The following is a 26,887-nucleotide window of genomic DNA, read 5'->3' as shown; positions in this document are numbered from 1 at the left end:
GAGGGACGACTGAGGGTTACTCCGCCGCCGGGCGGAACTGTTCGTGTTCGGTCGATTCGTGCATGGCGGTCGTCGACGACTGGCCGCCGGTGATCGCGACAGACACCGCGTCGAAATAGCCGGTGCCGACTTCGCGCTGGTGCTTGGTCGCGGTGTAGCCGTTGGCTTCGGCTGCGAATTCCGCCTCCTGCAGCTCCGAATAGGCGGCCATCTGGCGATCCTTGTAGCCGCGGGCCAGTTCGAACATGCCGAAGTTCAGCTGGTGGAAGCCGGCGAGCGTGATGAACTGGAACTTGTAGCCCATCGCTCCCAGCTCGCGCTGGAACTTGGCGATCGTTGCATCGTCGAGGTTCTTTTTCCAGTTGAACGACGGCGAGCAATTATAGGCGAGCAGCTTGCCCGGATGCGCCTTGTGCACGGCTTCTGCGAACTTGCGGGCCTGTTCGAGGTCCGGCTTGCCGGTTTCCATCCAGATCAGGTCGCAATGCGGGGCATAGGCGATGGCGCGGGCAATGCACGGCTCGATGCCGTTCTTGACCTGATAGAAGCCTTCGACCGTGCGGCCCTTGTCCGTATCGACGAAGGGCTGGTCGCGCTCGTCGATATCGGAAGTGAGAAGCTTCGCGGCCTCCGCGTCGGTGCGGGCAACGATCAGCGTCGGGGTGCCCATGACGTCGGCGGCAAGCCGCGCGGCGTTGAGGTTGCGGATATGGGCCGCGGTCGGGATCAGGACCTTGCCGCCGAGGTGGCCGCACTTCTTTTCAGAGGCCAGCTGGTCTTCGAAGTGAACGCCGGCAGCGCCTGCCTCGATGAAGGCCTTCATGATCTCGAAGGCATTGAGCGGGCCACCGAAACCGGCCTCGGCATCGGCAACGATCGGCGCGAACCAGGTATCGACCGAAAGCCCGTTGCCTTCCGCGGTCTCGATCTGGTCGGCGCGCTGCAGGGTGCGGTTGATGCGCTTGGCAAGCTCCGGTGCGGCATTGGCCGGATAGAGCGACTGGTCGGGATACATGGCCGAGGCGGTGTTGGCATCGGCGGCAACCTGCCAGCCCGAGAGATAGATCGCCTTCAGGCCAGCACGTACCATCTGCATCGCCTGGTTGCCCGAGAGCGCGCCGAGCGCATTGACGAAGTCTTCCTCGTGGATGAGCTTCCACAGGCGATTGGCGCCCATTTCCGCCAGCGTATGCTTGATCTGGACCGAGCCGCGCAGCTTGAGGACGTCTGCGGGCGTGTAGGGGCGTTCGACGCCATCGAAGCGGCCCTGCGGTGCGCTGGGAACGAGATTGTAAAAATCAGTCATAACTCTCTCCTCATTGTCTGCGTCAGCTTCGGCCTTGGCCGAAAGTGAATTCGTTTGTCCTCTGGACGTGTCATATTGTTTACATCATCCCTTTCGCAGGTGCGAGAGAAATGGATTTATCCTGCGATGGAAAGAGGTTATCCTGTATTGCCTTTGACAAGATAATCTTGTAATTTTGTAAAAAATGTAAATTTGCCGATGCGGTCGATTTTGTAAAAGGTTTTGACAATGGCGGAAAACAAGATCTTCGCAGGCCCCCGCGTCCGGCGCATCCGCAACGCCCAGGGGCAGACGCAGACGGCCATGGCCGAAGCGCTCGGTATTTCGCCGTCCTACCTCAATCTCATCGAGCGCAACCAGCGGCCGCTCACCGTCCAGCTGCTGCTGAAGCTCGCTTCGGTCTACAAGCTCGATCTCGACGAGCTGCGCGGCGAAACCTCCGACAATATCGCCGAATTGCGGGCGATGTTTTCCGATCCGCTGCTGTCGGGAGAGCTGCCGGGCGATCAGGAATTGATCGAGGTGGCGGAGGCCGCGCCGAATGTCGCGAACGGCATCCTCAAGCTCTACCGCGCCTATCGCGAGCAATCCTCCCGGCTAAAGGACCTGAGCGGGCTTCTGGCGGAGGAGGGGCATATCACGGCCCTGTCCGGCGCCCGCCTGCCAGCCGACGAGGTGCGCGACGTATTTGAGGCGCGCTCCGGCTATTTCGAGGATATCGAGGCGGCGGCCGAGGCCTTTCACACAGCGCTCGCCCCGGCGGACGATCTCGGCGGCGCATTGAAAGAGTGGTTGCGCAAGACCCACGGCATGACGATCCGCACGCTGCCGGTGCATGTCATGCCCGACCTGCGCCGCCGCTTCGACCGCCATTCCATGCGGCTTTTCCTGTCGGAGCGGCTGTCGCTGCAAGACCAGTTGCGCGAGATCGCCATGGAGACGGCGCAGATCGCCTTCCATGAAGCGGTGTCGAAGGAACTCGACCGGCTGTCTCTGTCATCGGGCGAGGCCCGCCGTATCGCCCGCTTCGAGCTTGCCCGTGTCGCGGCGCTGGCGCTGATGATGCCCTATGGCAGTTTCCTCGCCGCAGCCCAGCGGCTGAAATACGATCTTTCGGCGCTGGCCGCCCGCTTCCGCGTGTCCTTCGAACAGGCGGCAAATCGGCTGACGACGCTGCAGCGGCCGGGGGCAACGGCCATCCCGTTCTTCCTGATGGAAATCGACAGCGCTGGAAACCGTCTGCGCCTCTCCGGCGCGCAGGGTTTTCCCAAGGCCCGTTTCGGCGGCAACTGCCCCAAGCTCAATGTCTTTTCCGCCTTCGCCCAGCCAGGGCAGGTGCTGGCGGAGCGGGCGGATATCTTTGGCGGCGGCGAGTTTCTGGTCGTCTCGCGCACCATAGAAGGACCGCAGGCGGGCTTTGGCGAGCGGGTGCGGCGCACGGCGTTGCTGATCGGCTGCGATGCCAGCCATGCCTCCGAGACCGTCTATGGCGAAAGCCCGCTGGCGACGGTCGCCGCGGGCACGGCCTGCCGTCTCTGCGAGCGGCAGGGCTGTCTGGCGCGGGCCGAGCCGCCGGTCACCCGGCCACTCGGCCTCGATGAAATGGTGACCGGCTTCAGCGCCTTCGATTTTCAATAGCTGACGGGGTGATGGCTCGGCAGCAGCGGCGCTTCGGTGGCAAAGCATTCCGAAGGCAGCCCGGTCGTATAGCCGCGGGTGATATGGGCGCGGGCGGCATAGACCGGGTTCTTCATCAGCACGGCATGTAGTTCCGGCAGGTTGTAATAGGGCACGCCGGGATAGAGGTGATGCTCGAGGTGGAAGTTGATGTTGTGCGGCGCAAAGAACAGCTTTTCCCAGAGATAGGGATAGACCGTGCGTGAACTGCCGAGTTCATCGGAATAATCCATGCTGCCGAAATGCTCGGCAACGCTGCGTACATAGAGGAACAGGCAGAAGAAGGTGAGGAACGGCACGACCCAGTAGGCCGCGAAATCCTGCCACAGCCCGAACACCGAGAAGATCACGCCGGCCACCACATAGAAACCGACGCGCAGCATTTTGTAGCTGCGGGTCGAGCGGTCATTTTCGCCGATGCGCTTGGAAACATGGATGATGTCGCGGATCGAATTGACCACGAAGAGATAACCGAGCAGCTGCACCACGCCGCGCCAGAGCTTTTGCGGAAAGGTGAACTGCGCCATACCCTGCTTCGACGACCAGTCGGGATCGTCCTCGGTATTGGTGTGCTGGTGGTGGGCGAGGTGGTTCATCCGGTAGCCGTCGACGGTGGCGAGGATCGGCCATGCAAGCAGCAAATCGCTCAGCCGGTCGCTCGCCTTGCGGTCGCGAATGATGCGGTAATGGGCGGCCTCGTGCAGCAGGCAGCCGAAGGCATGCATGCGGCCCGCGATTACCATGACGGCGGCGATATAGGCGAGCGGATGCTGCATATATTTGCTGAAGGCGATCGCCGCGGCGATCAGCGCCCAGTCGACACTGATGGCAAGAAGGGTCCGGTGGGGCTGTAGCACCGATAGCCGCTTCAATTCACGCGGATCGATCCACTGGGATTTCCTTGCCATGGCAAAACACTCCGAAACGCAGGCACACTGGAGACGGCCGCAAGGTGCCATCCCGATCAGGGTTAATCAATCGTAAACGCGGCGACTAAAGAGCGATGTAAAGATATGGTTAACCATGCGAGGGCGGCGGCGCCCCTGCCGGAAGGCCTCGATGTCGCGATGCCGAAACATACATTTTTTGAAGAGCTTGCTAAAATTGATACGCGCCTGAAGACGGGGACGATGCGCCGAAAAGCGCTTGTGGTTGTGCAAAAACATGCCTAACCTCAGCCGGCGCATAGAGTGGACTGCCCGGCGCGCGGCTTGCCGGAAGCGGACCAAAAAAACCAAGGGGAATTTTATGTCGCGTAAGATCGTTACAGCTTTTGCTGCGCTGATCCTTGCCGGATCGGCCTCCATTGCCAGCGCACAGGAGCGCGTGGTCAATGTTTTCAACTGGTCCGATTATATCGATGCCAGCATTCTCGAAGATTTCACCAAGGAAACCGGCATCAAGGTCGTCTACGACGTCTTCGATTCCAACGAAGTGCTGGAAACCAAGCTGCTTGCCGGCGGCTCGGGTTACGACGTGGTCGTGCCGACCGCGACCTTCCTGCAGCGCCAGATCGCTGCCGGCGTCTTCCAGAAGCTCGACAAGTCGAAGCTGCCCAATCTCTCCAACATGTGGGACGAAATCACCAACCGCGTCGCCACCTATGACCCCGGCAACGAATATGCCGTGGACTATATGTGGGGCACGACCGGCATCGGCTATAATGTCGACAAGGTGAAAGCGATCCTCGGCACCGACGAGAAGCCGACCTGGGACGTGCTGTTCAAGCCCGAAGTCGCCGCCAAGTTCAAGGATTGCGGCATTCACATCCTGGATTCCCCGACCGATGTGGTGCCCTCCGTTCTGCTCTATCTCGGCCTGAACCCGGACAGCCACGCGCCCGAAGACCTTGCCAAGGCGGAAGAGGCGCTTTTGAAAATCCGCCCCTACGTGCGCAAGTTCCACTCTTCGGAATATATCAATGCGCTGGCCAACGGCGATATTTGCCTGGCGATCGGCTATTCCGGCGACGTCTTCCAGGCGCGTGATCGCGCGGCCGAAGCCGATGCCGGCGTCAAGGTCGATTTCTCGATCCCGCCGACCGGCGCGCAGATGTGGTTCGACGTGATGGCGATCCCGGCCGATGCCCCGCATGCGGAAGAGGCGCACGCCTTCATCAACTACATGATGAAGCCGGAAGTCGTGGCCAAGGCCAGCGACTACGTGTTCTACGCCAACGGCAACAAGGCATCCCAGCAGTTCATCAGCAAAGATGTCATGGACGATACGGCGATCTATCCGCCGGCGGATGTGATGAGCAAGCTCTTCACGGTCACACCGTTCAGCGCCAAGGAGCAGCGCGCTCTGACCCGCATGTGGACCAAGGTCGTCACCGGCCAGTAACAGTGGAACAGACGAACTGCCCGGACCTCAAAAATCCGGGCAGTTCCTTAAGGGGCCCTGGAAAAGGCCCCGCGGCATCCATCATTCGGGGATAGATGATGAAATCACTCGGCAGTATCCGGCGCTCCTTCGCTCCCTGGGCGGACCCCGCGTCGAAGCCTTTCATTTCCTTTCGCAACGTCACCAAGAAGTTCGGGGATTTCGTCGCCGTCGACGACCTGTCGCTGAACATCTACACCCGCGAGTTCTTCGCGTTGCTCGGCGCGTCCGGCTGCGGCAAGTCCACGCTGCTGCGCATGCTCGCCGGCTTCGAGCAGCCGACCTCGGGCGAAATCATACTCGACGGCCAGAACCTGGCGGGCATTCCGCCCTATCGCCGCCCCGTCAACATGATGTTCCAGTCCTATGCGCTCTTCCCGCACATGACGGTCGAGACCAACGTCGCCTTCGGCCTGAAGCAGGACGGCATGCCGAAGCCCGAAATCGCCGCCCGCGTCGAACAGATGCTGAAGCTGGTGAAGCTCGAGAAATTCGCCAAGCGCAAGCCGCACCAGCTTTCCGGCGGCCAGCGCCAGCGCGTGGCGCTCGCCCGCTCGCTCGCCAAGCGTCCGAAGGTGCTGCTGCTCGACGAGCCGCTCGGGGCGCTCGACAAGAAGCTGCGCGAGGAAACCCAGTTCGAACTGATGGACCTGCAGCAGGAACTCGGCCTCACCTTCGTCGTCGTCACCCACGACCAGGAAGAGGCGATGACCATGGCCGACCGCATCGCCGTCATGGCCCATGGCAAGGTCGTTCAGGTCGCCACCCCCGCCGAAATCTACGAAGCCCCCAATTCCCGCTTCGTTGCGGATTTCATCGGCGATGTGAACATTTTCGACGGCACGGTGTCCGCCAATGCCGATGGCCGCGTGCAGATCGAAACCGCATCCGGTTTCCCGATCCGCGTCGTCGCTCCGGATGGGCCGGCCGCCGGCGCCAAGGCGGGTTTTGCCGTGCGCCCGGAAAAGATCAAGGTCAGCCGCGATGCGCCGCCCTCCGCCAATGCCGTCCGCGGCGAAATCTGGGATATCGGCTATCTCGGCGACATGACGGTGTTCCACGTCCGCCTGCCCGACGGCAAGGTGGTCAAAGCCTCCTCGCTCAATGCCGTGCGCGCGGTCGAGGACCCGATCGGCTACGATCAGGAGGTCTGGATTTCCTTTGCCGAGGATGCCGGCGTGGTCTTGAAGGATTGAGGCGATGAGCAAGCTCGGATCGGCCATCTTCAATCGCCTCGTCATCATCATCCCTTACGCCTGGCTGCTGTTCTTCTTCCTCATTCCCTTCGTCATCGTTCTGCGCATCTCGCTCTCGACGACGGCGGTGGCGATGCCGCCCTATACGCCGGTCTTCGACCTGAGCGCCGGCTGGTCGGCGCTGGTGCAGGGCATCAAGGAACTGTCCTTCGACAACTATGTCTGGCTGACGGAAGATGCGCTCTACGCCAAGGCCTATGTGTCGAGCCTGTTCATCGCGCTGGTCTCGACCATCCTGACCCTGCTGATCGCCTATCCGATCGCCTACGGCATGGCCCGCGCCCCGAGCGGCATCCGCCCGACGCTGCTGATGCTGGTCATTCTGCCGTTCTGGACGAGCTTCCTGATCCGCGTCTATGCCTGGATCGCGATTCTGAAGCCGGAAGGGCTGCTCAACCAGTTCCTGCTGTCGATCGGCGTGATCAGCGAACCGCTGATCATCCTCAACACCAACTGGGCGATCTATATCGGTATCGTCTATTCCTACCTGCCGTTCATGGTGCTGCCGCTCTATTCGGCGCTGGAAAAGATGGACAACAGCCTGACGGAAGCCGCCCTCGATCTCGGCTGCACGCCGATTTCGGCCTTCTGGCGGGTGACGTTCCCGCTGTCGATACCGGGCGTCGTCGCCGGCTGCCTGCTGGTGTTCATCCCGGCCGTCGGCGAGTTCGTCATCCCCGATCTGCTCGGTGGGTCCGAAACGCTGATGATCGGCAAGACCCTGTGGAACGAGTTCAACGCCAACCGCGACTGGCCGGTGTCCGCCGCCGTGGCGACGATCCTGCTGCTCATTCTGGTGGTGCCGATCATGTTCTTCCAGCATGCCCAATCCAAGGCTGACGGGGAGGGCCGCTGATGTCGACCTGGTCCCGTTTCAACATCGCCTCGATCATCTTCGGCTTCGCCTTCCTTTACCTGCCGATCGTGCTTCTGGTGATCTTCTCGTTCAACGAATCGAAGCTGGTCACCGTCTGGGCCGGGTTCTCGACGCGCTGGTATGTGCAACTCCTGCATAACCAGGCGCTGCTCGAAGCCGCCTGGGTGACGATCCGCGTGGCGCTGATCTCGGCAACGATCGCCACCGTGCTCGGCACGCTCGCGGCGCTGGCCATGACGCGCTATACGCGCTTTCGCGGCCGCATGCTGTTTTCCGGCATGATCTATGCGCCGCTGGTCATGCCGGAGGTCATCACCGGCCTCTCCATGCTGCTGCTGTTCGTCGCCATCGGCTTCGACCGCGGCTTCTGGACGCTGACGCTCGCCCATATCACCTTCACCATGTGCTTCGTCGCCGTCGTCGTGCAGTCGCGGCTCCTGTCCTTCGATCGTTCGATCGAGGAGGCGGCGATGGACCTCGGCGCAACGCCGGTGGCGACCTTTCTGCAGGTAACCTTGCCGGTGATCGCGCCGGCGGTGTTCTCGGGCTGGGTGCTGGCCTTGACGCTGTCGCTTGACGATCTCGTGATTTCCAGCTTCACCTCGGGTCCGGGCGCGACCACGCTGCCGATGAAGATTTACAGCCAGGTGCGCCTCGGCGTGACGCCGGAAATCAACGCGATCTGCACGATCCTGATCGGCATCGTCGCCATCGGCGTGCTGATCGCCTCGGTGGTCTCGCGTCGCCGCGAAGCCCAGCGCGTCGCCGACGAGCGCGCCGCCTTCGCGCAGTAGATTACTCGCTCGGCAAGGTTGCCAGTGGTGAGATGACGGCATTCGGCCACGAGCCGCCCGCGAAGAAACGGGCGGCGGGCCGGGCCGGATCGTTTGTCGTGAGCGAGCCGGCCAGTGCCAGGCTGTTGCTGTGGAAGCGGATCATGCCCGTCAGCACCAGCGTCTGCTGGTCGCCGCGAAATTCGGCTTTGGTCAGCGTCGCGACGCCGTTTGCCAGCGTGGCGACGATATCGGAAGACAGGAGCGGGAATTCACCGTCAGCCGCCTCCGCCGCGTCGAAAAAACGGCCCTGCGCGATCAGCGACAGGAAGGTTTCGGTGTTGAAGCGGGTCAAGGTCCCGCCGCCGCCGCTGTAGCGGATATCGCCGCTTACATCCCGCGCTGTGATCGCATCGAGCGGCTTGGCGGTCGCGAGATTGAGGCTCAGAAGGCCGTCGCCCTGCAGCATCGGTCCGGTGAGCCCGAGATTTCCGGCAAGCGCCGCGAGATCGGCATTGCGCAGCGAAAGCTGCACCGATCCGCCCTTTTGCCCGCCGTCCTCAAGCGAAATCCGGCCGTCCAGCGATCCGCCGGCATAGCCGCTGTCGCCGATATCGAGCGATGTCCGCTCGCCATTGGCCATGATCCCGGCCGCGACATCCGTCAGTGTCAGGGGACCATAGCTTGCCGTCTGCGCCGAGACGCGGAGATCGAGATCGATGCCGCTCGTATGCCCGGCGGCATGCGAAACAAGTGGTGCAAGCGCCACAAACGGCTCCGCCCGCAGCTTGTCGAAGGCGAGCGTGCCGCTGAGCTTCGGGGCGACGCCGGCCTTCAGCGACAGATCGAGCAAGCCATTGGCGCTTGCCCCATCCAGCGCCAGCGCCAGATTGTCCATCTTGAAGCTGCTGGCCGTGCCGCTCACGCTCGCCTCGATCGACAAGGGGACGGTGGCGGCATCCGGCGCGACGGCGAAGCCGGTCCAGCGCTCGACCGCGTCCAGTGAGGGCACGCTGGCCTGAAGCTGGCCGTTCGCGGAGGGATATTGCCCGCCCACGCCTCTGCCCTCGAACTGAAAGCGAAAAGGCTGGGCCGACAGCGAAAGCTGCAGGCCGCTTTCCCGGCCGGAGAGGAAGGCCATCGGCGCATCGCAGATCGCAGTGATGGAAATAGCCTCGCCGTTGAGATCAGCCGAAAGATTGGCATTGAGGCGGGCCGTGGGCGTGCGCCATTCGATCGTGCCCGAAATCTGCTCGATACGCGCCGTGCGGCCGCTCGCATCGTCACGAATATCGAGGGTTCCCCCATCGATGACGATATCGCCGATCGGATCGCCGTGTCGGCTGCCCGTATCGGGTGCCGCAGCATCCCGGATCGCCTTGCTCATCCAGGTCGGCACCGGCCAGTTCAGCGTGCCGTCGACGGCGCGGCGGATGCTCAGCACCGGCTGGCGCAGGTGGAAATCGTAGAACACCGGCTTGCCGCTCAGCGCCGCGATGAGATCGAAATCCGCAGTGATGGAGCGGGCGGTCGCAAAGGGGGCGGAACCATCTTCGGTGTCGAAACGCACATCCGCCAGCGTCAGCGCCGGCCCCGGCCAGAAGCTGATGCCGGGCGTGCCTTCGATGGTGGCGCGCGCGCCGGTCCAGCGTGAAAGCGCGGTCTCCATGTTCTCCTTCACGAGGCTCACGGAAACGAAGAACGGCAGCACGATCTTGACGAGGGCGACGGCTACGAGAAAGAGGGCGGAGGTCCAGACGAGGCCACGCGAGCGCAGCAGGCGCCCCCAACTGTCCCGCCGGGCAAAAGATCGAAGAAATTCCGCCATTCCCGCCCCGACAATCCTTTCCGTGCGCCGCTTGCGCGCGCACTGGATAGGCTTTCGGGAAGAAGAAATCAAATCCGCGTCGAAGCCGCGTCGCATACAGGCTGGCGGGTCGTCCGGGCGCTGTTTATCTTGCGTTGCAGCAATGGCAGCCCGTTGAGGTGGAGGACAGGCATGCAGGCAGAAAAACCCCTTTGGGTTCCCTCTGAGGAATTCGTGGCCGCAACGCCGATGAAGGCGTTTATCGACTGGTGTTCGGACCGTTTCGGCCGGGATTTTGTGGATGTAGACGCGTTTCACGACTGGTCGGTGGCCGAACGCGCCGATTTCTGGAGCGCCGTCTGGGATTTCTGCGGCATCGAGGGTAAGCGCGGCGAACGCGTGCTGATCGATGGCGACGACATGCTCGGCGCCCGCTTCTTTCCCGATGCGACGCTGAATTTCGCAGAAAATCTCTTGAAACTATCCGGCCCCGGCGATGCGCTGGTATTCCGCGGCGAGGACAAGGTCGAGCGGCGCATGTCCTGGGATGAGCTTCACACGCTCGTTTCGCTGTTACAGCAGGCCTATCGTGCCGCCGGCATCGGAAAGGGCGACCGGATCGCGGCGATGATGCCGAACATGCCGGAAACCGTCGCCTGCATGCTGGCCGCGGCCTCGATCGGCGCCATCTGGTCGTCCTGTTCGCCTGATTTCGGCGAGCAGGGTGTACTCGACCGTTTCGGTCAGATCGAGCCCGGCCTGTTTATCGTCTGCGACGGCTACTGGTATGCGGGAAAACTGCAGGATGTCTCCGCCAAGGTCGCCGCGATCACGGCAAAGCTCGGTGTGCCCACCGTCGTCATCCCCTATGTCGGCGGCACGGAAGCGCTCGCCGCCTCGCTGCAGGATGGCCGCACGCTCGATGCCTTCATCGCGCCCTTCGCGGCGCGGCCGGTCGATTTCGTGCCGATGCCGTTCTCGCATCCGCTCTACATCCTGTTTTCCTCCGGCACGACCGGCGTTCCGAAGTGCATCGTGCATTCCGCCGGCGGCACCTTGCTGCAGCACGTGAAGGAACACCGCTTCCATTGCGGACTGAAGGAGGGCGACCGGTTCTTCTACTTCACCACCTGCGGCTGGATGATGTGGAACTGGCTGGTCTCGGGCCTGGCGGCCGGCGCGACGCTCTGCCTGTATGACGGCTCGCCCTTCCACCCCGACGGCAATGTTCTGTTCGATTATGCGCAGGATGAGAACTTCGCGGTATTCGGCACCTCGGCCAAATATATCGATGCGGTGCGCAAGGGCGGCTTCACGCCCGTTTCCACCCATGATCTGTCGTCGCTCCGGCTTCTTGCATCCACCGGCTCGCCGCTGTCGCCGGAGGGTTTTGGTTTCGTCTATGAGGGCATCAAGCCGGATGTCCAGCTTGCCTCGATTGCCGGCGGTACGGATATCGTCTCCTGCTTCCTGCTCGGCAATCCGCTGAAGCCGGTCTGGCGCGGCGAAATCCAGGGGCCGGGCCTCGGCCTCGCCATCGATGTCTGGGACGACGACGGCAAGCCGGTGCGCGGGGAAAAGGGTGAACTCGTCTGCACCAAAGCCTTCCCCTCGATGCCGGTGATGTTCTGGAACGACCCCGAGAACAGGAAATACCGCGCCGCCTATTTCGAGCGCTTCGACAACGTCTGGTGCCACGGCGATCTCGCCGAATGGACGGATCATGGCGGCGTCATTATCCATGGCCGCTCGGATGCAACGCTCAATCCCGGCGGCGTGCGGATCGGCACGGCGGAAATCTACAATCAGGTCGAGCAACTGGACGAGGTGGCCGAGGCGCTGTGCATCGGCCAAGATTGGGACGACGACGTGCGTGTCATCCTCTTCGTGCGGCTGGCGGCCGGAGAGACGTTGACCGACGATCTCGTCAGGAAGATCAAGGCCAAGATCCGCAGCGGAGCTTCCCCGCGCCATGTGCCGGCAAAGATCATCGCGGTCACGGATATTCCGCGCACCAAATCCGGCAAGATCGTCGAGCTTGCGGTGCGCGAAGTGGTGCATGGCCGGCTGGTCAAGAACAAGGAAGCGCTCTCCAACCCCGAGGCGCTGGATCTCTTTGCCGATCTGGCCGAACTGCGGCATTGAAAAACTGCAGCGGCCGCAAGGCTCCGGTTCCGTTAACGTTTTCGGAGCGGCCGAATTAACCAGTTTTAAAAAGGTGGCCCAGATCCCTAAAATTGATGATGCGTCTGGAAAGGTTTTGTTTACGGATGGGCCTCATGTTGGGTCTCAACTTGAGGCCGCCCGATGCAGGGCTGGCTCCCGGCTTTTGCCGTCGCTGACATGACGTCGTCCTGCTCGAGCTTGTGTTTAGCATTTATCTTCTCAAAGGCAGCCTTTTGGTTGCCTTTTTTTTCGCCGCCGTTTTACTGGCCGCGATCGAGCGACCGCGACACGAAGATGACCGGGATCATGCCGGCGAGCACGATGATCATCGCGGCGACGGAGGCATCCTCCACCTTGGCCCGCGAGGCCTGCTCGTAAACCAGCGTTGCCAGCGTATTGAAGTTGAAAGGCCGCAGCATGATCGTCGCGGAAAGCTCCTTCATCGATTCGATGAAGACAAGCAGGGCGGCGGAAAGAACCGCCGGCCGCATCATCGGCACCAGCACGCTCCACAAGGTCTGGCTGCTGTTGCGGCCGAGCGTGCGCGCGGCCATGTCGAGATGCGGCGAGAGCTTGTGGAAGCCGGCCTCGATCGAGCCTTCCGCCATGGTCAGGAACCGCACCGTGCAGGCATAAACGATGGCAAAGCCGGTGCCGGAGAGAAGAAGCCCGGTCGAAATGCCCGCATGTTTGCGCAGAAATGCATCGAGCCCGTTGTCGAAGCCGGCGAGCGGAAAGAGCACGCCGATGGCCAGCACCGTGCCCGGTACGCCGTAGCCGATCGACGACAGCCGCCCGGCGATGGTGATCAGTCGCGAACGGCTGGAGCGTGCGGCATAGGCGAGCACGAAACCGAGCACCACCGTCAGCGCCGCTGCCGTCGCCGAAACCAGGATGCTGTTGAAAAGCGCCTTCAGGAGCCGAGGCTCGAAAAGCTGGTGAAGCCGCTTCAGCGCATAATCCCCAAGCACGAGGAACGGCACGGCAAAGCCGAGCAGGATCGGCAGCGCGCAAGCCATGGACGCCGCCCATTTGCGCCAGCCGGTCAGTTTCAGCCTAACGGCATCATGCACCGCTGATGTCGTCTTCTGGCTGGAAAAACGCTGCCGGCGGCGCGCGGCCCGCTCGACCATCATCAGCAGCACGACGAAGACCAGCATGATCAGCGCGATCTGCGCCGCACCCGCCAAGCTGCCGCGGTTGAGCCAGGTATCGAAGATCGAGAAGGTCAGCGTCTGCACGCCGAGGAATTCCACCGCGCCGATATCGTTCAACGTTTCCATGGCGACCAGCGTCAGGCCGACCATGATCGCCGGCCGCGCCATGGGGATCTGGATTTTCAGGAAAACCTTGAACGGGCTTGCGCCCAGCGTGCGCGCCACATCCGCCGTCGCCCGGCCCTGCATCAGGAACATCGAGCGGCAGGCGAGGTAAATATAAGGGTAAAGCACCGAACTCAGCACCAGCACGGCGCCGCCGAGCGAGCGGATATCGGGAAACCAGTAATCCCTGCTGGTCTTGAAGCCGAACAGGAAGCGCACCAGCGACTGGATCGGCCCGGTGAAGGTGAACAGTTCGCCGAAGGCATAGGCCGAGAGATAGGCGGGAATGGCAAGCGGCAGCACCAGCCCCGCGGAAAACAGCCGCCGTCCGGGAAAATCGCAGCTCGCCACCAGCCATGCGGTGAGAATGCCGACGATGCAGGTGACGGTACCGGTCATCGCCACCAGCGCCAGCGTCCGGGCGCTGGCACGCGGAATGACGTTGCTGATCAGGTGCGGCCAATCGCTGCTGCCGCCGGAGACGGCAAGCCAGACGATCGCCGCGATCGGCACGAGCACCACGGCGGAGGCAAGCATCGCCCCGGCGGCGAGGCCCTTGTGGCTGTTGGCCCTGGCGGCGCTGCCGGCAGCGGGGAGGCGGGTGGTGGCTGCGTCTGTTTGCACTGTCTTCTCCGAAGCATGGGCATCGCGGCGCCCGTGCCGGCCGACATTTACTTGATAAATGCAGGGAGAGAAATCCGCCTTGGCGGATTTTGGCGAGAGGAAGGAGCGGCAAAGCCTTCATCCGGCCTGTCGGCCACCTTCTCCCCGAAAACGGGGATAAGGGAGATACCGCGCCCGCAGTCGTCCCCTCGCCCTGCTTGCGGGGAGAGGGTTAGGGTGAGGGGCAAGTCACAGTAGCGGGAGCCAACCCGCTCCCCTCAATTCGCCAGCACCCGCTGCGACGGAAAGTTGACCTCGACCAGCGTGCCCTCGTTCGGCGTCGAACTGATCGCGAACTGGGCGCGGTTGGCTTCAGCCATCGCCTTGGTCAGCGGCAGGCCAAGGCCGGTGCCGTCGCCGCGCTTGCGCGCGCCTGTCGTTACCTGGCGGAAGGGCTTCATCGCCTGTTCCAGTTCGCTGCGGCTCATGCCGATGCCGGTGTCGCGGATGCGCAGGATGACGCTGCCGTTTGCTTCGTAAGCCGTCGAAACGACGATCTGCCCGCCCGAGGGCGTGAAGCGAATGGCGTTCGAGAGGATGTTGAGCGCCATCTGCTTGATCGAGCGGCCATCGGCCACCACCTGCGGCACGGCGCCGGAAAGCGAGGTGCGGATGATCACCCGCTGCCCGTTTGCCTGCGGCTGCACCAGCGAGACGGCCTCCGAGACCTGCTCGTTGATATCGACGGCGCTGAATTCCAGCTCCATCTCGCCCGCCTCGATCTTGGAGATATCGAGAAGATCGTTGACGATATCGAGCACATGGCGGCCGGAGCGGCCGATATCGCTGGCATATTCGATATAGCGCGGCGTGCCGATCGGTCCGAAATGCTCGCTCGCCATCATGTCGGAAAAGCCGATGATGGCATTGAGCGGTGTGCGGATTTCATGGCTGACGCGCGCCAGAAACTCGGTCTTGTGGGCATTGGCGGTTTCGGCGGCGCGCTTGGCGTTGCGCAGTTCCTCTTCCGTCCGCTTCCACTGGGTGATGTCGCGGATGACGGCGCAGTAACCGCTGGAGGACGAAAGCCGCCCCATGGTCATGAACAGCGGAATGAAGCCGCCACCGGCTTCGCGGCCGATCACCTCGCGCCCATCGTTGAGCACGCTGGCGACGCCGTGGCCGGAAAGCCCGGCGAGATAATCCAGCACCGCCTTCTGGCTCTCATGGGCAAAGAGCGAGGCGAAGGGTTTGCCGCGGATGTCGCCGTCGTCATAGTTGAAGAGGGCGCTGGCAGAGCGGTTCAGCGAGCGGATTTCATTGTCGGTGCCGATGACGACGACGCCGTCGGTCGCCGTTTCGAGGATCGAGTGCAGTTCCTCGACCTGCATCTGCAGCGCTTCGACCTCGGGCGCGGTGACCGCGGCTTCGGTGCTTGCCGCTTCTGCAACATCCGGCTTCACATCAATCGCCGTGCTGGCGGCGGGCGCCAGCGCCAGCATCAGGGCGCTCTTGTCCTGCCAGCGCACCGATTGCAGCCGTGCGGCCACACTCAGCATGCGGCCGTCGTTGCGCAGCAGCATCACGGTGCCGGCCGGCAGATCGGTGAGCCCGTCTTCGTCACCGGCGAAGAGCGCATCAATACCGCCTTCGGCCTTTAGCTCGTCGAGATCGCCGTAGCCGGTCAGGACAAGGAATTCCGGATTGGCATGGTAAAGCTCGTCGCCACTGTGGATCAGCATGGCGACCGGCAATTCGTCGATCAGCTCCGGCGTCAGCGATGCGCTTTCGCTCGTCCGCGCCGGCAGGACCGGGGCAGGCAGGATGGGCGAAACGTCCGCTTCCTGCTCCGGCTCGGAAGCGGCGGCCTCTTCCATCATCTCCACGGCGGCGGGTTCCTGCGGCGCGGAGGTGGTATCCTCCGGCAGGGTTTCGGCCGCGCCGAGATCGGCACGGTCTTCGTCATCAGCCGGCGTGGCGACTTGCTTTTCAAGGCCGGTAAGCGGGTCTTCTGCGGCTGTTTCCTTGCGCGGCGCCTCGCCCTCGGTCGTGCGCTGGTCAAAGGGTCCGCCGAGCTGGCGGGCGATTTCGCGGAAGGCGGCCTGCTCGTTGCGGCTTAGTGTTTCGGTCGGTCCCTTGCGATGCGTGTCGAGCATCACGACCTTGTCGGTTTCGCGCCGGCCCAGCGTTTCGGAAAAGGAAAGGGCCGGGCGCTCGCCGCGGAAGGGATCGTCGCCGTCTTCCGCATCCGCCTTGGCAGGCGTTTCGAGATCGGCGAAAAGATCGGCTTCCGGCGCAGGCTGCGGCGGTTCGAAAGCGGGGGGCGTTTCCTCTGCCACCGCTTCTTCCACCTCGGGCGCGGTTTCCTGCTGTTCCGAAGACTGTTCGGAAGCCCAAGCAACCACGCGGCTGTCCTGCACCGCATCGGCCACCCGCACGATGCCGAAGCCGCGGAAGCCGTCGAATTCGCGGTTGCGCGAATAGGTGGGCAGCGCGGCGAGATCGACCGGCACCACCAGCGTTTCGCCTTCGACCGGCCAGAATATCGTCTTGCCCGACCAGGTGTCGCGGCGTTTCAGCAGGTCGGTGATGGTGTTGTCGGGATCGAGATCGTAGCGGGCGGCAAGATCGATGAAAGTACGCCCGACGACATCGGCCGAATGCGGGCCGACGGCGGTGGCGAATTCATCGGAGATTTCGCTGAAGCGCCCGGCCGCATCGATCTTCCAAACGAAGCGCACCGGACGCCCCTGCGGATCGAAGTGAAAACCTTCGGTCTCCAGCTTGACAGCAGGGTTTTCCGCGACGTCATCGGGCTGCCCGGCGTCGGCTGCGGTTTCTTCAACCTCGGAAGGGACGGGCTCGTCGGCGATGATGTCCGTTACAGGCTCATCCACCGAGAGATCGGATTCGGCATCGGCCGCAGGCTCGGCGGGCGCATCGATATCGGCAACATCTTCGCCAGCCTCGTCCTGCACGGAGGCAAGAGCTTCATCCGCATAGTGCGGCACGTCATCTTCGAAACCTTCTGCCGTGAATGCAGCCTCGACCGGCGTTTCCGGCTCGGGAAGAGGCGCTGCCTCGTCTTCCGATTCCAGCAGCGGTTCCGGTTCAGAATTCTCGACGGAAGCCGAGTCGGCTTCAGTCGTGACATCCGGCACGATTTCGGTGAGCACTTCGTCCGCTTCAGGTTCTGCAGCCTCACCGGACGTCTCGAAGGTTTCGGCGGCAGCCACCAGCGCTTCGTCCACAGTCGGCTCGAACGTCTCCTCCGCGTCGAGATTGCCGAGGATCGTTTCGACCGCAAAGAGCAGATGCAAGGCGGGCTCGACCGAAAGCTTGCCGATGGCGGCGGGCAGATGGCCCTTGCCGGTCGGCACCGGCCGCTTGATCAGCCAGTCGCGATCGCGCGAGACGGTGGCGACCAGCAGCTGGCGCGTCTGCGGCGTCATCGCCAGCCCGGCGAAGCCGGGGGAGGCGGCAAGAATGCCGCCGTCGCGATCGAGCACCGCCATATGGGTGTCTTCGTCATCGAGCCCCGAGATCATGCGCTCGGCGCTTTCGGCAAGCGTCAGCGGCCGACCGCTGCGGGGCGCGGAAAACAGGATCGCGGTTTCGCCGGCGCGCACGGTGATCATCTCGACCACGGCATTGACCGGAACGCTCTTGAAGCCGGAGGCAAGGCGCATCACGAAATTGCGGCGCTCGCCGCTACGGGTCAGCTGGCGCGCTGCGGCCTGCAGCTGGCGGAAGGCGACATCGCCGCGCTCGGCCCCGGCATCGAGGAAATCATACACGGAGGAGAAGCCGAAGAGGGTCGCGCCCTCGCCGTTCGACCAGAGGGTGTTGCCGAGGTCCGGCGAGAACAGCACGGCGGCATCGCCACGGGTAAAATGCTCCCGCACCCGTTCGTGAACGGCGATATCGATAAAGGGGTATGACTTTACGGGCATCAGCGAACCTGTCGGCGGCGCCGTCCTACGGCCGGTTGTTAACACTCTATTAATAGCGATTGGGGGCGCAAGGGTCCAGCTTTCCGGGCAAATGGCCCCGGCTTTCGCCCCGCAAGGTTAACGGGGCAGCCTTGCATATTGTGCAACGCACAAAATGTTGCAATGCACAAGGAACTGTATTATATGTCACTCATCGTTTACATAGGATGCCTCCAGCGAGGGTCCGCACAAGGAGCGCATGACATGGCTACGAAGAAGATCGAAGACGCATTCTCCCTCAACGCTTTCGACCCGGCGAAGGTAACCGACGCATTCCGCGATTTCGCGGAAAAGGGCGCCTCGCAGTCGAAGGAAGCCTATGCCAAGATGAAGACCGCCGCCGAAGACGCTACCAAGACCGTTGAAGCGACGCTTGAAACCGCGCAGTCCGGTTCGGTCGAACTCGGCCTGAAGGCGATCGACGCGCTGCGCACCAATGCCGAAAGCTCGCTGTCGCACATGGAAGCCCTGCTCGGCGTCAAGTCGCTCTCCGAACTGTTCGAACTGCAGACCGCCTTCATCCGCAAGCAGGCCGAGCTGGCCATGGAGCAGGCCAAGGCGATGCAGGAAGCCACCCGCAAGGTTGCCGAAGACGTTGTCAAGCCTGGCAAGGCTGCCGCCGAAAAGGCGATGTCGACCTTCAAGAAGTAATTCTTCGCCTCCCAAGGCAATACAAAGGCCGCCGCTTCCCAGCGGCGGCCTTTGCCGTTTGTGGAGAAGGTTGGCGCAGCGTTGTTTTTTCGTGGCCCGATGCAAGTTAAGGCTTGCAAAAAATCCGGACTGCCCGTATTTGACCCCCGAAAGCGCGACGACGCTTTCTTATTGTGCGGTTGTAGCTCAGTTGGTTAGAGCGCAGGTTTGTGGCACCTGAGGTCGGAGGTTCGAGACCCCCCAACCGTACCATTCTCTCCCTGGAAATTCTTTTCTTTCCCCATGGGAAATCATGGTCCGTTTCCCATCGCACACTAGGGCGTCGCCCGTTTCCGCATACCCCAAGATCTTGAAGTGGTTTGTAAACCAAATATTTACCGCGTCCTGTGCGCTTTCCGCACAGACCCGCCGCCATTAGGAATCTGTTGACCCTTGCCCCATAGGGTCGAGCTGTTCGATGCAGAACCGGCTCGCATGAAGCGCCGCCTGAAATGACGATGGGGTACAGGGCACATGAGGTGCATGAAATTTCTGGCGGTTCCCGCCGGAGCGCTCGGCTTGCTGCTTATTTTGCTGCCGATGAGCCTGCAGGCACAGCTCATGCTCAGCTGCGCGGCACTGGGCGTCATGTTCCTCGGCATGACCCGGCCCGAAAGCCCCGTCTTCCGCGTTGTCACCCTCGTTTTCGCCGGTATCATCGCGCTGCGATACGGTTTCTGGCGCACCACGGAAACGTTGCCGGATATCTCCGAGCCGCTCAACTTCATCCCCGGCTTTCTGCTGTATATCGCCGAAATGTATTGCCTGGCGATGCTGGCGATCAGCTTCTTCATGGTCGTCGCGCCGGTAAAGCGCACGACGCCGGACATGGGCGAGACCGCCGATCTCCCGACCGTCGACGTCTTCATCCCGAGCTACAACGAGGATGCCGAGCTGCTGGCCATGACGCTTGCCGCCGCCAAGTCGATGGCCTATCCCAAGGACAAGCTCAACATCTTCCTGCTGGACGACGGCGGCACCGAGGCCAAGCGCAGCCACAAGGACCCGCGTATCTCCGTCGCCGCCCTTCGCCGCCATGAACAGCTGAAGGCGCTCTGCGCCGCCATGGGCGTGACCTATCATGCCCGCAAGAAGAACGACCATGCCAAGGCCGGCAACCTCAACGAGGGCCTGAAGATATCGACCGGCGACCTCGTCGTCGTCTTCGATGCCGACCATGCGCCGGTGCGCGATTTCCTGCGCGAGACCGTCGGCTTCTTCGCAAAAGACGAAAAGCTGTTCCTCGTCCAGACGCCCCACTATTTCCTCAATCCCGATCCGCTGGAAAAGAACCTGAAGACCTTCGCGCGCATGCCGTCGGAAAACGAGATGTTCTATTCGATCCTGCAGCGCGGGCTCGATAAGTGGAATGCCTCGTTCTTCTGCGGCTCGGCCGCCGTGCTGCGCCGTGCCGCGCTGGAAACGACCGATGGTTTCTCCGGCCAGTCGATCACCGAGGATTGCGAGACCGCCCTTTCGCTGCATTGCCAGGGCTGGCACAGCGTCTATGTCGATAAGCCGCTGATCGCCGGCCTGCAGCCGGAAACCTTCGTGTCCTTCATCGGCCAGCGCGCCCGCTGGTGCCAGGGCATGCTGCAGATCCTCATCCTCAAACGGCCGTTCCTCGCCAAGGGCCTGACGATCCCGCAGCGCATCTGCTACGCCGGCATCAACATGTTCTGGCTGTTCCCGATCTCGCGGCTCGCCTTCATGTTTTCGCCGCTGCTCTACATCTTCTTCTCGCTGGAAATTTACCGCGCCAATATCCTGGAGTTCGCCTCCTATGCGGTGACCTATCTCATCAGTTCCTTCGCCATGCAGAGCTATCTTTACGGCCGCGTCCGCTGGCCGTGGATTTCCGAACTCTATGAATATGTGCAGGCCGTCTTCCTGTTCGGCAGCATCATCAGCGTCGTCAGAAATCCACGCAAGCCGACCTTCAACGTCACCGCTAAGGGCCAGACGCTGGACAAGAGCATGCTCTCGCCGCTGGCCGCACCCTATTTCGCGATCTTCTTCCTGCTGCTCGCCGCCGCCGTCTATTCCGGCTATCGGCTGCTGACCGAGCCGGTCGCGGGCGAGCTGCTGATGATCGTCGCCGCCTGGAACCTCATCAACCTCGGTCTTGCCGGGGCCGCACTCGGAGCGATCGCCGAGCGCCGCGAACTGCGCCGCAACCAGCGCCTGCCGGTCAAGCGCCATGCGCTCATCCACGTCGGCGAAGAGCTTCATACCGTCATCATTCAGGATGCATCGAGCGGCGGCATCTCCGTCGAGTTCATCGACGGTGCGCCGAAGCTCGATCCGGCTGCCGAGACCAGAGCCACGGTCGAACTGCGCCGCGGCGGACAGGCGATCCTCTTCGACGTCCTCTGTCGCTCGCGCCGCCATAACAACGGAACGACGGTCGCCGGCTTCGCCTATGCCGAGCGCACGCCGCGCACGGTGATGGCCATCGCCGAGCTGATGTATTCCGATCAGTCCGTGCTTCAGGATCGCCTCGTGCGCCGCCAGATCCGCCGCAATTTCTTTTGGGGCACCACGCGCTTTGCGCTCTGGAGCGTCACGGAATCGCTGCGCGCCATCCGCTACAGCGCCGGCCTCGTGCGCGAAACCATGGCCAAATCCTTCGACGATGCGCCGCTTGTGCTCAACGACAACAAGATCACGCCGCTGCCGCCCAAAACGGACGATGCGGCGCCGGTGCAGCCGGGAGTCCACCTCTATGGCTAAGTTCCTCCACGCGGCGCTTTCCCTGTCGCTGATGCTCTCCGCCGCCATTCCCGCCAGCGCGCAAAGCCTGCTGGATGAGACACCGATCGCCATCGGAAAAGAGCCCGGCGAAAGCGAGAGCATCCTCTCCACGCGATCCGTGGTGCCCGTTGCCAAGGCGGCAGGCGAGCCCGGCCTCGTGCCCTTCGAGCAATCCGCAGCCGCCTTCAAGCTTTCGGGCGAAGACGATACCGGCCGCTTCACCTTCTTCCTCTCCAGCCGGCAGATGGCAGCCGGCGGCACGCTGGCGCTCGCCTATCGCAACGCCGTTTCCGTTTTGCCGGATACCTCGGTCATGGATGTCGCCGTTAACGGCAAGCCTGCCGGCAGTTTCCGGATCGCGGCTCCGAACGGCTTCAAGCGCCAGGAGATCAAGCTTTCGCCGCAGCTTCTCGTCGCCGGCCGCAATCAGGTCGATATCCGCGTGCGCCAGCATCACCGCGTCGATTGCTCGCTGGAAGCGACCTACGAGCTTTGGAGCGAACTCGATCCGGCCAAAACGGGCTTTGTTGCAGGGAACGCGAAAAGCTTCACATCGCCGGACGATCTCCTGGCCGTCGCCCGCACCGCAGCCGGCCGCACCGATATCCGCCTGATCGTGCCGCGCGCACTGAGCGCCGATCTCCTGAACGACGCAACGCCGATGCTGCAGACGCTCGCCTTGTTTCTGGGACGCGACGATCTCGACGTCACCGTGGCCGAGACGCCGGGCTCCGGGCCGGGCATCGATCTCTATGCCTTCACCGATCGCATCCGCCTGCTGATGCCGGAGGCCAGCCGCTCCCGCCCTTACGGCGTGGTGGTCGCGGATGCGGGGGAAGCGGGACGTGCCGTGGTCAGCCTGCATGGTGCCACCCATGCGGACATGGAAAGCCGCCTGCTGGCCGCGATAGCCGACCCGATGAAGGCAAGCCTTGCGAGCGGGAGACTGGCCGCCAGCCACGGCCGTATCGATATCAGCCCATCGACCACCTACCGGCTTGCCGATGCCGGCTACGAGAGCCGCGCCTTCGCCGGCCGCCTGTCGCGCACCGGTTTCGACATGGTGATGCCGTCTGATTTCTACCCCGGCGATTACGCGACCATCGGGCTGAAACTCCATGCCGCGACGTCCCCCGGCTTGAAACACACCGCGCAATTCCTCGTGCGCGTCAACGACCGGGTGGTGACCAGCTATCCCTTCCGCAGACGGGAAGGCGAACAATTCGACGGTAAACTGATCGAGCTGCCGCTGCGCGCCTTCCGCCCCGGTGTCAACAAGGTCGAACTGATCGCCGAACTGCCGATCGAAGCGGACGAGGCCTGCGCGCCCGAAGCCCGTAACGACGACCAGCCGCGTTTCATCCTGCTCGACAAAACGGAGATTTCGGTGCCGGCGCTCGCCCGCGTCGGCCGCCTGCCGGATATCGCGGCGCTGGCGGGCAATGCTTATCCGTTCGCCGGTGAGAAGCCCTTTGACATCGCCATCGAGCGGCCGGACGGCAAATCGGTCGGAGCAGCCATGACCATGCTATCGCGACTTGCCGTCGCGGCCGGCAGCCCGCTTCCGGCGGAAATCCTGCTGGGCAAGGCCTCACCGTCGCGCAACGCGCTGGTGATTGCCACCGACAATGCTTTCGCCGACCTTGGTGCAGCCGGCAAGACCGCTTTCATCGCCGATGAAACCGCGCCCGATCCGCTGCCGACCGCGGCGATTGCGGATACCGGCAGTGCTAACGAGCCGGACAATTCCTCGGAACTGCTCGACGCCTTCCGCCGGTCGACGGCGGTACCGGAGGGCGAGCGTTCTGCCACAACCCTTGCCGGCGAATGGCTGGCAAGGGCGGCCGGCCGGTTCGGCAGTTGGCTCAACTATCAGCAGGATCGCGATGACTTTGCCGCCCACGGCGCGACGTCCGACCTCGTCACCCTTTCCCAGCGGCCGTCGCCGACAGGGGAGGCGACCTGGACGGTGTTGCGGGCGCCGTCACCCTCCGATCTCGCTGCCGGCGTGCAGCGCCTCGTCGATCCGGCCGTGTGGAAGCATCTCGACGGCGGCTCGGTCGCCATCGAAACCGCAAGCCTCGATGTCCGCGCGCTGCCAGCCGCGAGCCGCTTCGTCACCGGCATCGACGATCGCAGCCCAGGCAACCTGCGTCGCCTCGCCGCTGCCTGGTTCTCCGATAATTTCCAGTTCTACGTCCTGCTGATCGTCGCCGCGATGGGCCTGTTTGCCCTGTGGCTCGGCTGGATCATTCCGCGCAAGGGGGCGCAGTCCGACAATGACTAGACGCCGCACCCTGCGGGCAGCGCATGTCCTGGCCCTGCTTTCTGCCGTGAGCCTGCTGGTTCCGGCAGCGGCCGGCGCGGAGGATTCAGCGACCCTTCTCACCGAAGCCGCCGGTTCCTTCCACCTCGTCGATCAAGCGATCGATACGGCGGCGACGGGATCGGCCATTGCCGACCCGGCAACCGCCGAGCCGGCCATTGCCGATGACCCGTTGAAGTCGGACGAGGTCGAGCTGGCCGCCCTTTATTATTACGCCGATGAGGGCCAGCAGGAGAGGGTCACGGCGGAAACCGAGCGCCTTCGCCGAAAATATCCGGGTTTCGAAATCCCCGAAGACGTGTTCCTGCCGAAAGTGGCCCGCGGCACGGATGAAAGCCAGCTCTGGAAGCTCTACGAGAAGGACGATTTCACCGGCATCGACGCGGAGATGATCCGCCGCAAGACCGAGACGCCGGACTGGGAACCGACAGCCGATTTCGCCGGAAAACTGGCCCGCAAGAAACAGCGCGTGCTGATGATGGAAGCCGCCGGCGAGAAAAACTGGACCGGCGTGATCAATGCCGGTGCCGGCATCGACCCGACGCGCGAAACGGAGATCGATCTTCTCTGGACGCTGATCGACGCCTATGCCGCGACCGGCATGAAGAAGCCGCTCGCCGACACCTATCGCGGCATCCTGCTGCGCGAACCGAAACTGCCGGATACCGTGCTGGTCACGACGCTGCAAAAGGCGGTGCGTGATTTTCCCGCTGTCGAAGTGAAGACAGTTATCGACAGGCTGGCGATCACGCCCGCGCTCCAGATCGCTTTGCAGCCGGTGTCCTTTGATCTGCTGCGCAAGACGATCGCCGATTTCAACGCCGATGCCGGGCAGACGAAGCCGCTCTCCGATGCGGTGATCACGCCGCTTGAAGACGCGGCGGAACAGACCCCGCGGAACGAGGATATGGCGTTGCTCGGCTGGTATTACCTGAAAATCAAACAGCCGGCCGCCGCCGCCGACTGGTTCCAGAAGGCGCTCGACGACAAGGCCGATGCCGAAAATGCCAAGGGGCTTTACTTGAGCCTCGCCGCGCAGAATCTGGAAGAGGAAGCCTATAAGGTCGCCGCCGATCATTTGCAGGATCTCTCGGGCGATCCCGAATTCCTGATGAACGCCCTGTCGCTGCGCTTCGCCAAGCCGGACAGCGCCGCCATCGACGAAAAGATCGTCGCCTCCTATTCGACGACGATCCTGCAGACGCTGAATGCCGACCACGCCGAAATTCTCGCCTGGTATGCCTATAATTCCAAGCAATACGAGGCATCCGCCGCGTGGTTCCAGAAGTCGCTGGACTGGAAGCCGGCGGCTGCGCGGGTGAAGGGGCTGGCGCTTTCCTATCTCCGTCTCGCCGATAAGAAGGACTATGCCGCGCTAGAGGAAAAATACGCCGCCGCCTATCCCGACATCTGGGCGGGGATCAAAACGGCGTCTCCGCCGAAGGGCCGCCAGGCCGCCGACGTGACACGCCCGCGGGCGATCATCCAGGCCAATTATCTGCGAAATTTCCAGGCCAAGCGCTATGGCGACTGCGTGGCAGACATCATGAACCTGCGAGCCCGCGGCCAGCTTTCCACGGATGCCGCCCTGATCGGCGGCTGGTGTTACCTGAGCCTTGACCGCCTTAGTGAAGCCCGCGCCACCTTCGCCATCGCCCTGAAGAGCGGCGGCAAGGCCGAGGCCGATGCCGCCTATGGCACGGCACTGACCCTGCTGCGCGCCAAGCTCACCGACGACGCTGAAGCGATCCTGAACACCTATGCCATGACGCCGTCCCGCGATCGCGAAATCCGGGCCGAAATCTACGTCCAGCGCGCTCGCGCCGCCTTCGACAGCAAGCAATATCAAAAGACGCTCGATGCGCTGAACGCCCGCGCCAGCCTAATCGCCGAGCCGGCCGATCTCAGCCAGTTGCGCGGCTGGGCCTATTACCACCTCGGAAACCGCGGCGTCGCCAATCAGGTCTTCCGCCGCCTGAGCGAACATATGGCCGATGCCGGCGTTGCCCGCGGACTTGCCGTGACCAGCGACATGGGAGGTCGCCAGTGAGGAAATATCTGTGTCTGCTGACAATGCTCCTTTCGGGCTGCACCAGCGTCGATGATCCCTTCCTGAACGCCAGCCACGCCAAAACCGGCGGTCCCACGCTATCGACCTCGGCGTCGAAGGATACGGCGCTCGCCTCGCTGCCGGTTGCCGGCGGCGCCGCGTCGGTGCGCCAAGCCGTGCAGGGTGACAAGGCCGAACAGCTTATCGTCTATCCCAACGCCACGACCATCCCCGGCGAAAACCTGTTGACTGTCTCCGTGGGCGGCAAGGCACGCCGCGCGCCTTCACGCGAAATGGTGATGGCGGACATGCGCAAGGCCCTGCCGGGCGTGCGCATGGCCATCAACCCGGCTATCGGCGAAAATGCCTACGGTGTCTTCGGCTATGCGACAGGCGCTTTGCCGGGAGGGGGCAGCTGCCTTTACGCGTGGCAGGTCACACCGCAACGGGAAAAACCGTCCTTCTCGAGCGACGAGCGGGCGGTGGCGATCCGTCTGCGCTATTGCAGCACCGCCAGTTCCGAGGAAAAAATCGTTGGCCTGATGCGAGGGCTGCGCCTGAAAGCCATCGATACGGATACGGTCAGTAACCTGCAAATGGCCGCCGGAACCGGTATCGGCGACCTCGAAATGTTTGCCGCCGAAATACCCGCAAGTCCCCGCGCCGTGTATCGGGAAACACCGCGCGTGGCTGCGAGGGAGCAGGTTCCCGTTGTCAACGCCGAGGTTGCGGCAATCGAACAGCCTGCAGAAAAACCGGTCGCGATTGCCAATCCCGTCAAGGTACCGATGCCCGCCGACGCGGTCGCTCTCACCGGGAGCGAGGCCGGCAAGCCACCGGCCGAGGCGGTGAAAAATGCTTCGCAGGTTCCTCTCCCCGGCATGCTGATCGCCGCGACGAAATAAC

Annotated in this window: 16 protein-coding genes and 1 tRNA gene; 12 read left to right on the top strand and 5 right to left on the bottom strand. The window is 63.1% G+C overall.

The annotated features are described in order from the left end of the window. Window positions 1-16: 16 nt before the first annotated feature. On the bottom strand, window positions 17-1,306 hold the full coding sequence (gene aceA, locus ASC86_RS03355) for an isocitrate lyase (protein WP_056315979.1): 1,290 nt from the start codon (window positions 1,304-1,306) through the stop codon (window positions 17-19). Between the two features lie 228 nt (window positions 1,307-1,534). Between aceA and ASC86_RS03350 the strand changes: the two genes are divergently transcribed. Then, entirely contained in the window at window positions 1,535-2,944 is a 1,410-nt protein-coding gene (locus ASC86_RS03350; protein ID WP_056315977.1) for an XRE family transcriptional regulator, read from the top strand. Here ASC86_RS03350 and ASC86_RS03345 read toward each other — a convergent pair. Then, window positions 2,938-3,891: a fatty acid desaturase family protein gene (locus tag ASC86_RS03345; RefSeq protein ID WP_056315974.1), complete on the bottom strand. Its 954-nt coding sequence runs from the start codon at window positions 3,889-3,891 to the stop codon at window positions 2,938-2,940. The genes ASC86_RS03350 and ASC86_RS03345 overlap by 7 nt on opposite strands. A 340-nt stretch (window positions 3,892-4,231) precedes the next feature. On the opposite strand from ASC86_RS03345, the gene ASC86_RS03340 reads away from it, so the two are divergent. The 4 genes from ASC86_RS03340 to ASC86_RS03325 all read left to right on the top strand — a co-directional run bounded on the left by ASC86_RS03340 (window position 4,232) and on the right by ASC86_RS03325 (window position 8,292). Then, window positions 4,232-5,326: a polyamine ABC transporter substrate-binding protein gene (locus ASC86_RS03340; RefSeq protein WP_056315970.1), complete on the top strand. Its 1,095-nt coding sequence runs from the start codon at window positions 4,232-4,234 to the stop codon at window positions 5,324-5,326. A gap of 98 nt (window positions 5,327-5,424) precedes the next feature. Next, on the top strand, window positions 5,425-6,561 hold the full coding sequence (locus tag ASC86_RS03335) for an ABC transporter ATP-binding protein (RefSeq protein WP_056318189.1): 1,137 nt from the start codon (window positions 5,425-5,427) through the stop codon (window positions 6,559-6,561). Between the two features lie 4 nt (window positions 6,562-6,565). After that, window positions 6,566-7,477: an ABC transporter permease subunit gene (locus ASC86_RS03330; RefSeq protein ID WP_056315965.1), complete on the top strand. Its 912-nt coding sequence runs from the start codon at window positions 6,566-6,568 to the stop codon at window positions 7,475-7,477. Next, window positions 7,474-8,292: an ABC transporter permease subunit gene (locus ASC86_RS03325; RefSeq protein ID WP_348270759.1), complete on the top strand. Its 819-nt coding sequence runs from the start codon at window positions 7,474-7,476 to the stop codon at window positions 8,290-8,292. The genes ASC86_RS03330 and ASC86_RS03325 overlap by 4 nt, the downstream gene beginning before the upstream one ends. 1 nt (window position 8,293) lies before the next feature. Here ASC86_RS03325 and ASC86_RS03320 read toward each other — a convergent pair whose 3' ends face one another. Then, entirely contained in the window at window positions 8,294-10,099 is a 1,806-nt protein-coding gene (locus ASC86_RS03320) for an AsmA-like C-terminal region-containing protein (RefSeq protein ID WP_056315960.1), read from the bottom strand. Window positions 10,100-10,270: 171 nt separating this feature from the next. Between ASC86_RS03320 and ASC86_RS03315 the strand changes: the two genes are divergently transcribed. Then, window positions 10,271-12,223 (top strand): acetoacetate--CoA ligase, encoded by a 1,953-nt coding sequence (locus ASC86_RS03315; protein WP_056315957.1) that lies wholly within the window; start codon window positions 10,271-10,273, stop codon window positions 12,221-12,223. 281 nt (window positions 12,224-12,504) lie between these two features. Here ASC86_RS03315 and ASC86_RS03310 read toward each other — a convergent pair whose 3' ends face one another. Beyond that, the gene (locus ASC86_RS03310) at window positions 12,505-14,103 is read right to left on the bottom strand and encodes an iron ABC transporter permease (protein ID WP_082509904.1); all 1,599 of its coding nucleotides are present in this window, start codon (window positions 14,101-14,103) and stop codon (window positions 12,505-12,507) included. A gap of 344 nt (window positions 14,104-14,447) precedes the next feature. Next, a complete protein-coding gene (locus ASC86_RS03305) occupies window positions 14,448-18,122 on the bottom strand; it encodes a PAS domain-containing sensor histidine kinase (protein WP_056315951.1) in 3,675 nt (1,224 codons plus the stop codon). 243 nt (window positions 18,123-18,365) lie between these two features. Between ASC86_RS03305 and ASC86_RS03300 the strand changes: the two genes are divergently transcribed. The 6 genes from ASC86_RS03300 (at window position 18,366) to bcsN (ending at window position 26,886) form a co-directional block, all read left to right on the top strand. After that, a complete protein-coding gene (locus tag ASC86_RS03300; RefSeq protein ID WP_056315947.1) occupies window positions 18,366-18,812 on the top strand; it encodes a phasin in 447 nt (148 codons plus the stop codon). A 175-nt stretch (window positions 18,813-18,987) separates the two neighbouring features. Beyond that, a tRNA-His gene (locus ASC86_RS03295) sits at window positions 18,988-19,064 on the top strand. Between the two features lie 261 nt (window positions 19,065-19,325). Further along, window positions 19,326-21,584 (top strand): UDP-forming cellulose synthase catalytic subunit, encoded by a 2,259-nt coding sequence (gene bcsA, locus ASC86_RS03290; RefSeq protein WP_156386883.1) that lies wholly within the window; start codon window positions 19,326-19,328, stop codon window positions 21,582-21,584. Next, entirely contained in the window at window positions 21,577-23,892 is a 2,316-nt protein-coding gene (locus ASC86_RS03285; protein ID WP_056315943.1) for a cellulose biosynthesis cyclic di-GMP-binding regulatory protein BcsB, read from the top strand. Before bcsA ends, ASC86_RS03285 begins: the two co-directional genes overlap by 8 nt. Beyond that, window positions 23,885-25,981: a hypothetical protein gene (locus tag ASC86_RS03280; protein ID WP_056315940.1), complete on the top strand. Its 2,097-nt coding sequence runs from the start codon at window positions 23,885-23,887 to the stop codon at window positions 25,979-25,981. Before ASC86_RS03285 ends, ASC86_RS03280 begins: the two co-directional genes overlap by 8 nt. After that, complete coding sequence (gene bcsN / locus ASC86_RS03275) at window positions 25,978-26,886, top strand: cellulose biosynthesis protein BcsN (RefSeq protein ID WP_156386882.1); 909 nt, start codon at window positions 25,978-25,980, stop codon at window positions 26,884-26,886. Before ASC86_RS03280 ends, bcsN begins: the two co-directional genes overlap by 4 nt. The last annotated feature ends 1 nt before the right edge of the window (window position 26,887 follow it).

Origin of the sequence: Rhizobium sp. Root1212 (assembly GCF_001424985.1) — a bacterium.
Taxonomy (GTDB): Bacteria; Pseudomonadota; Alphaproteobacteria; order Rhizobiales; family Rhizobiaceae; genus Pararhizobium.
The sequence above is the reverse complement of the archived record's forward strand: the minus strand, read 5'-3'. Positions and strand labels throughout refer to the sequence as shown.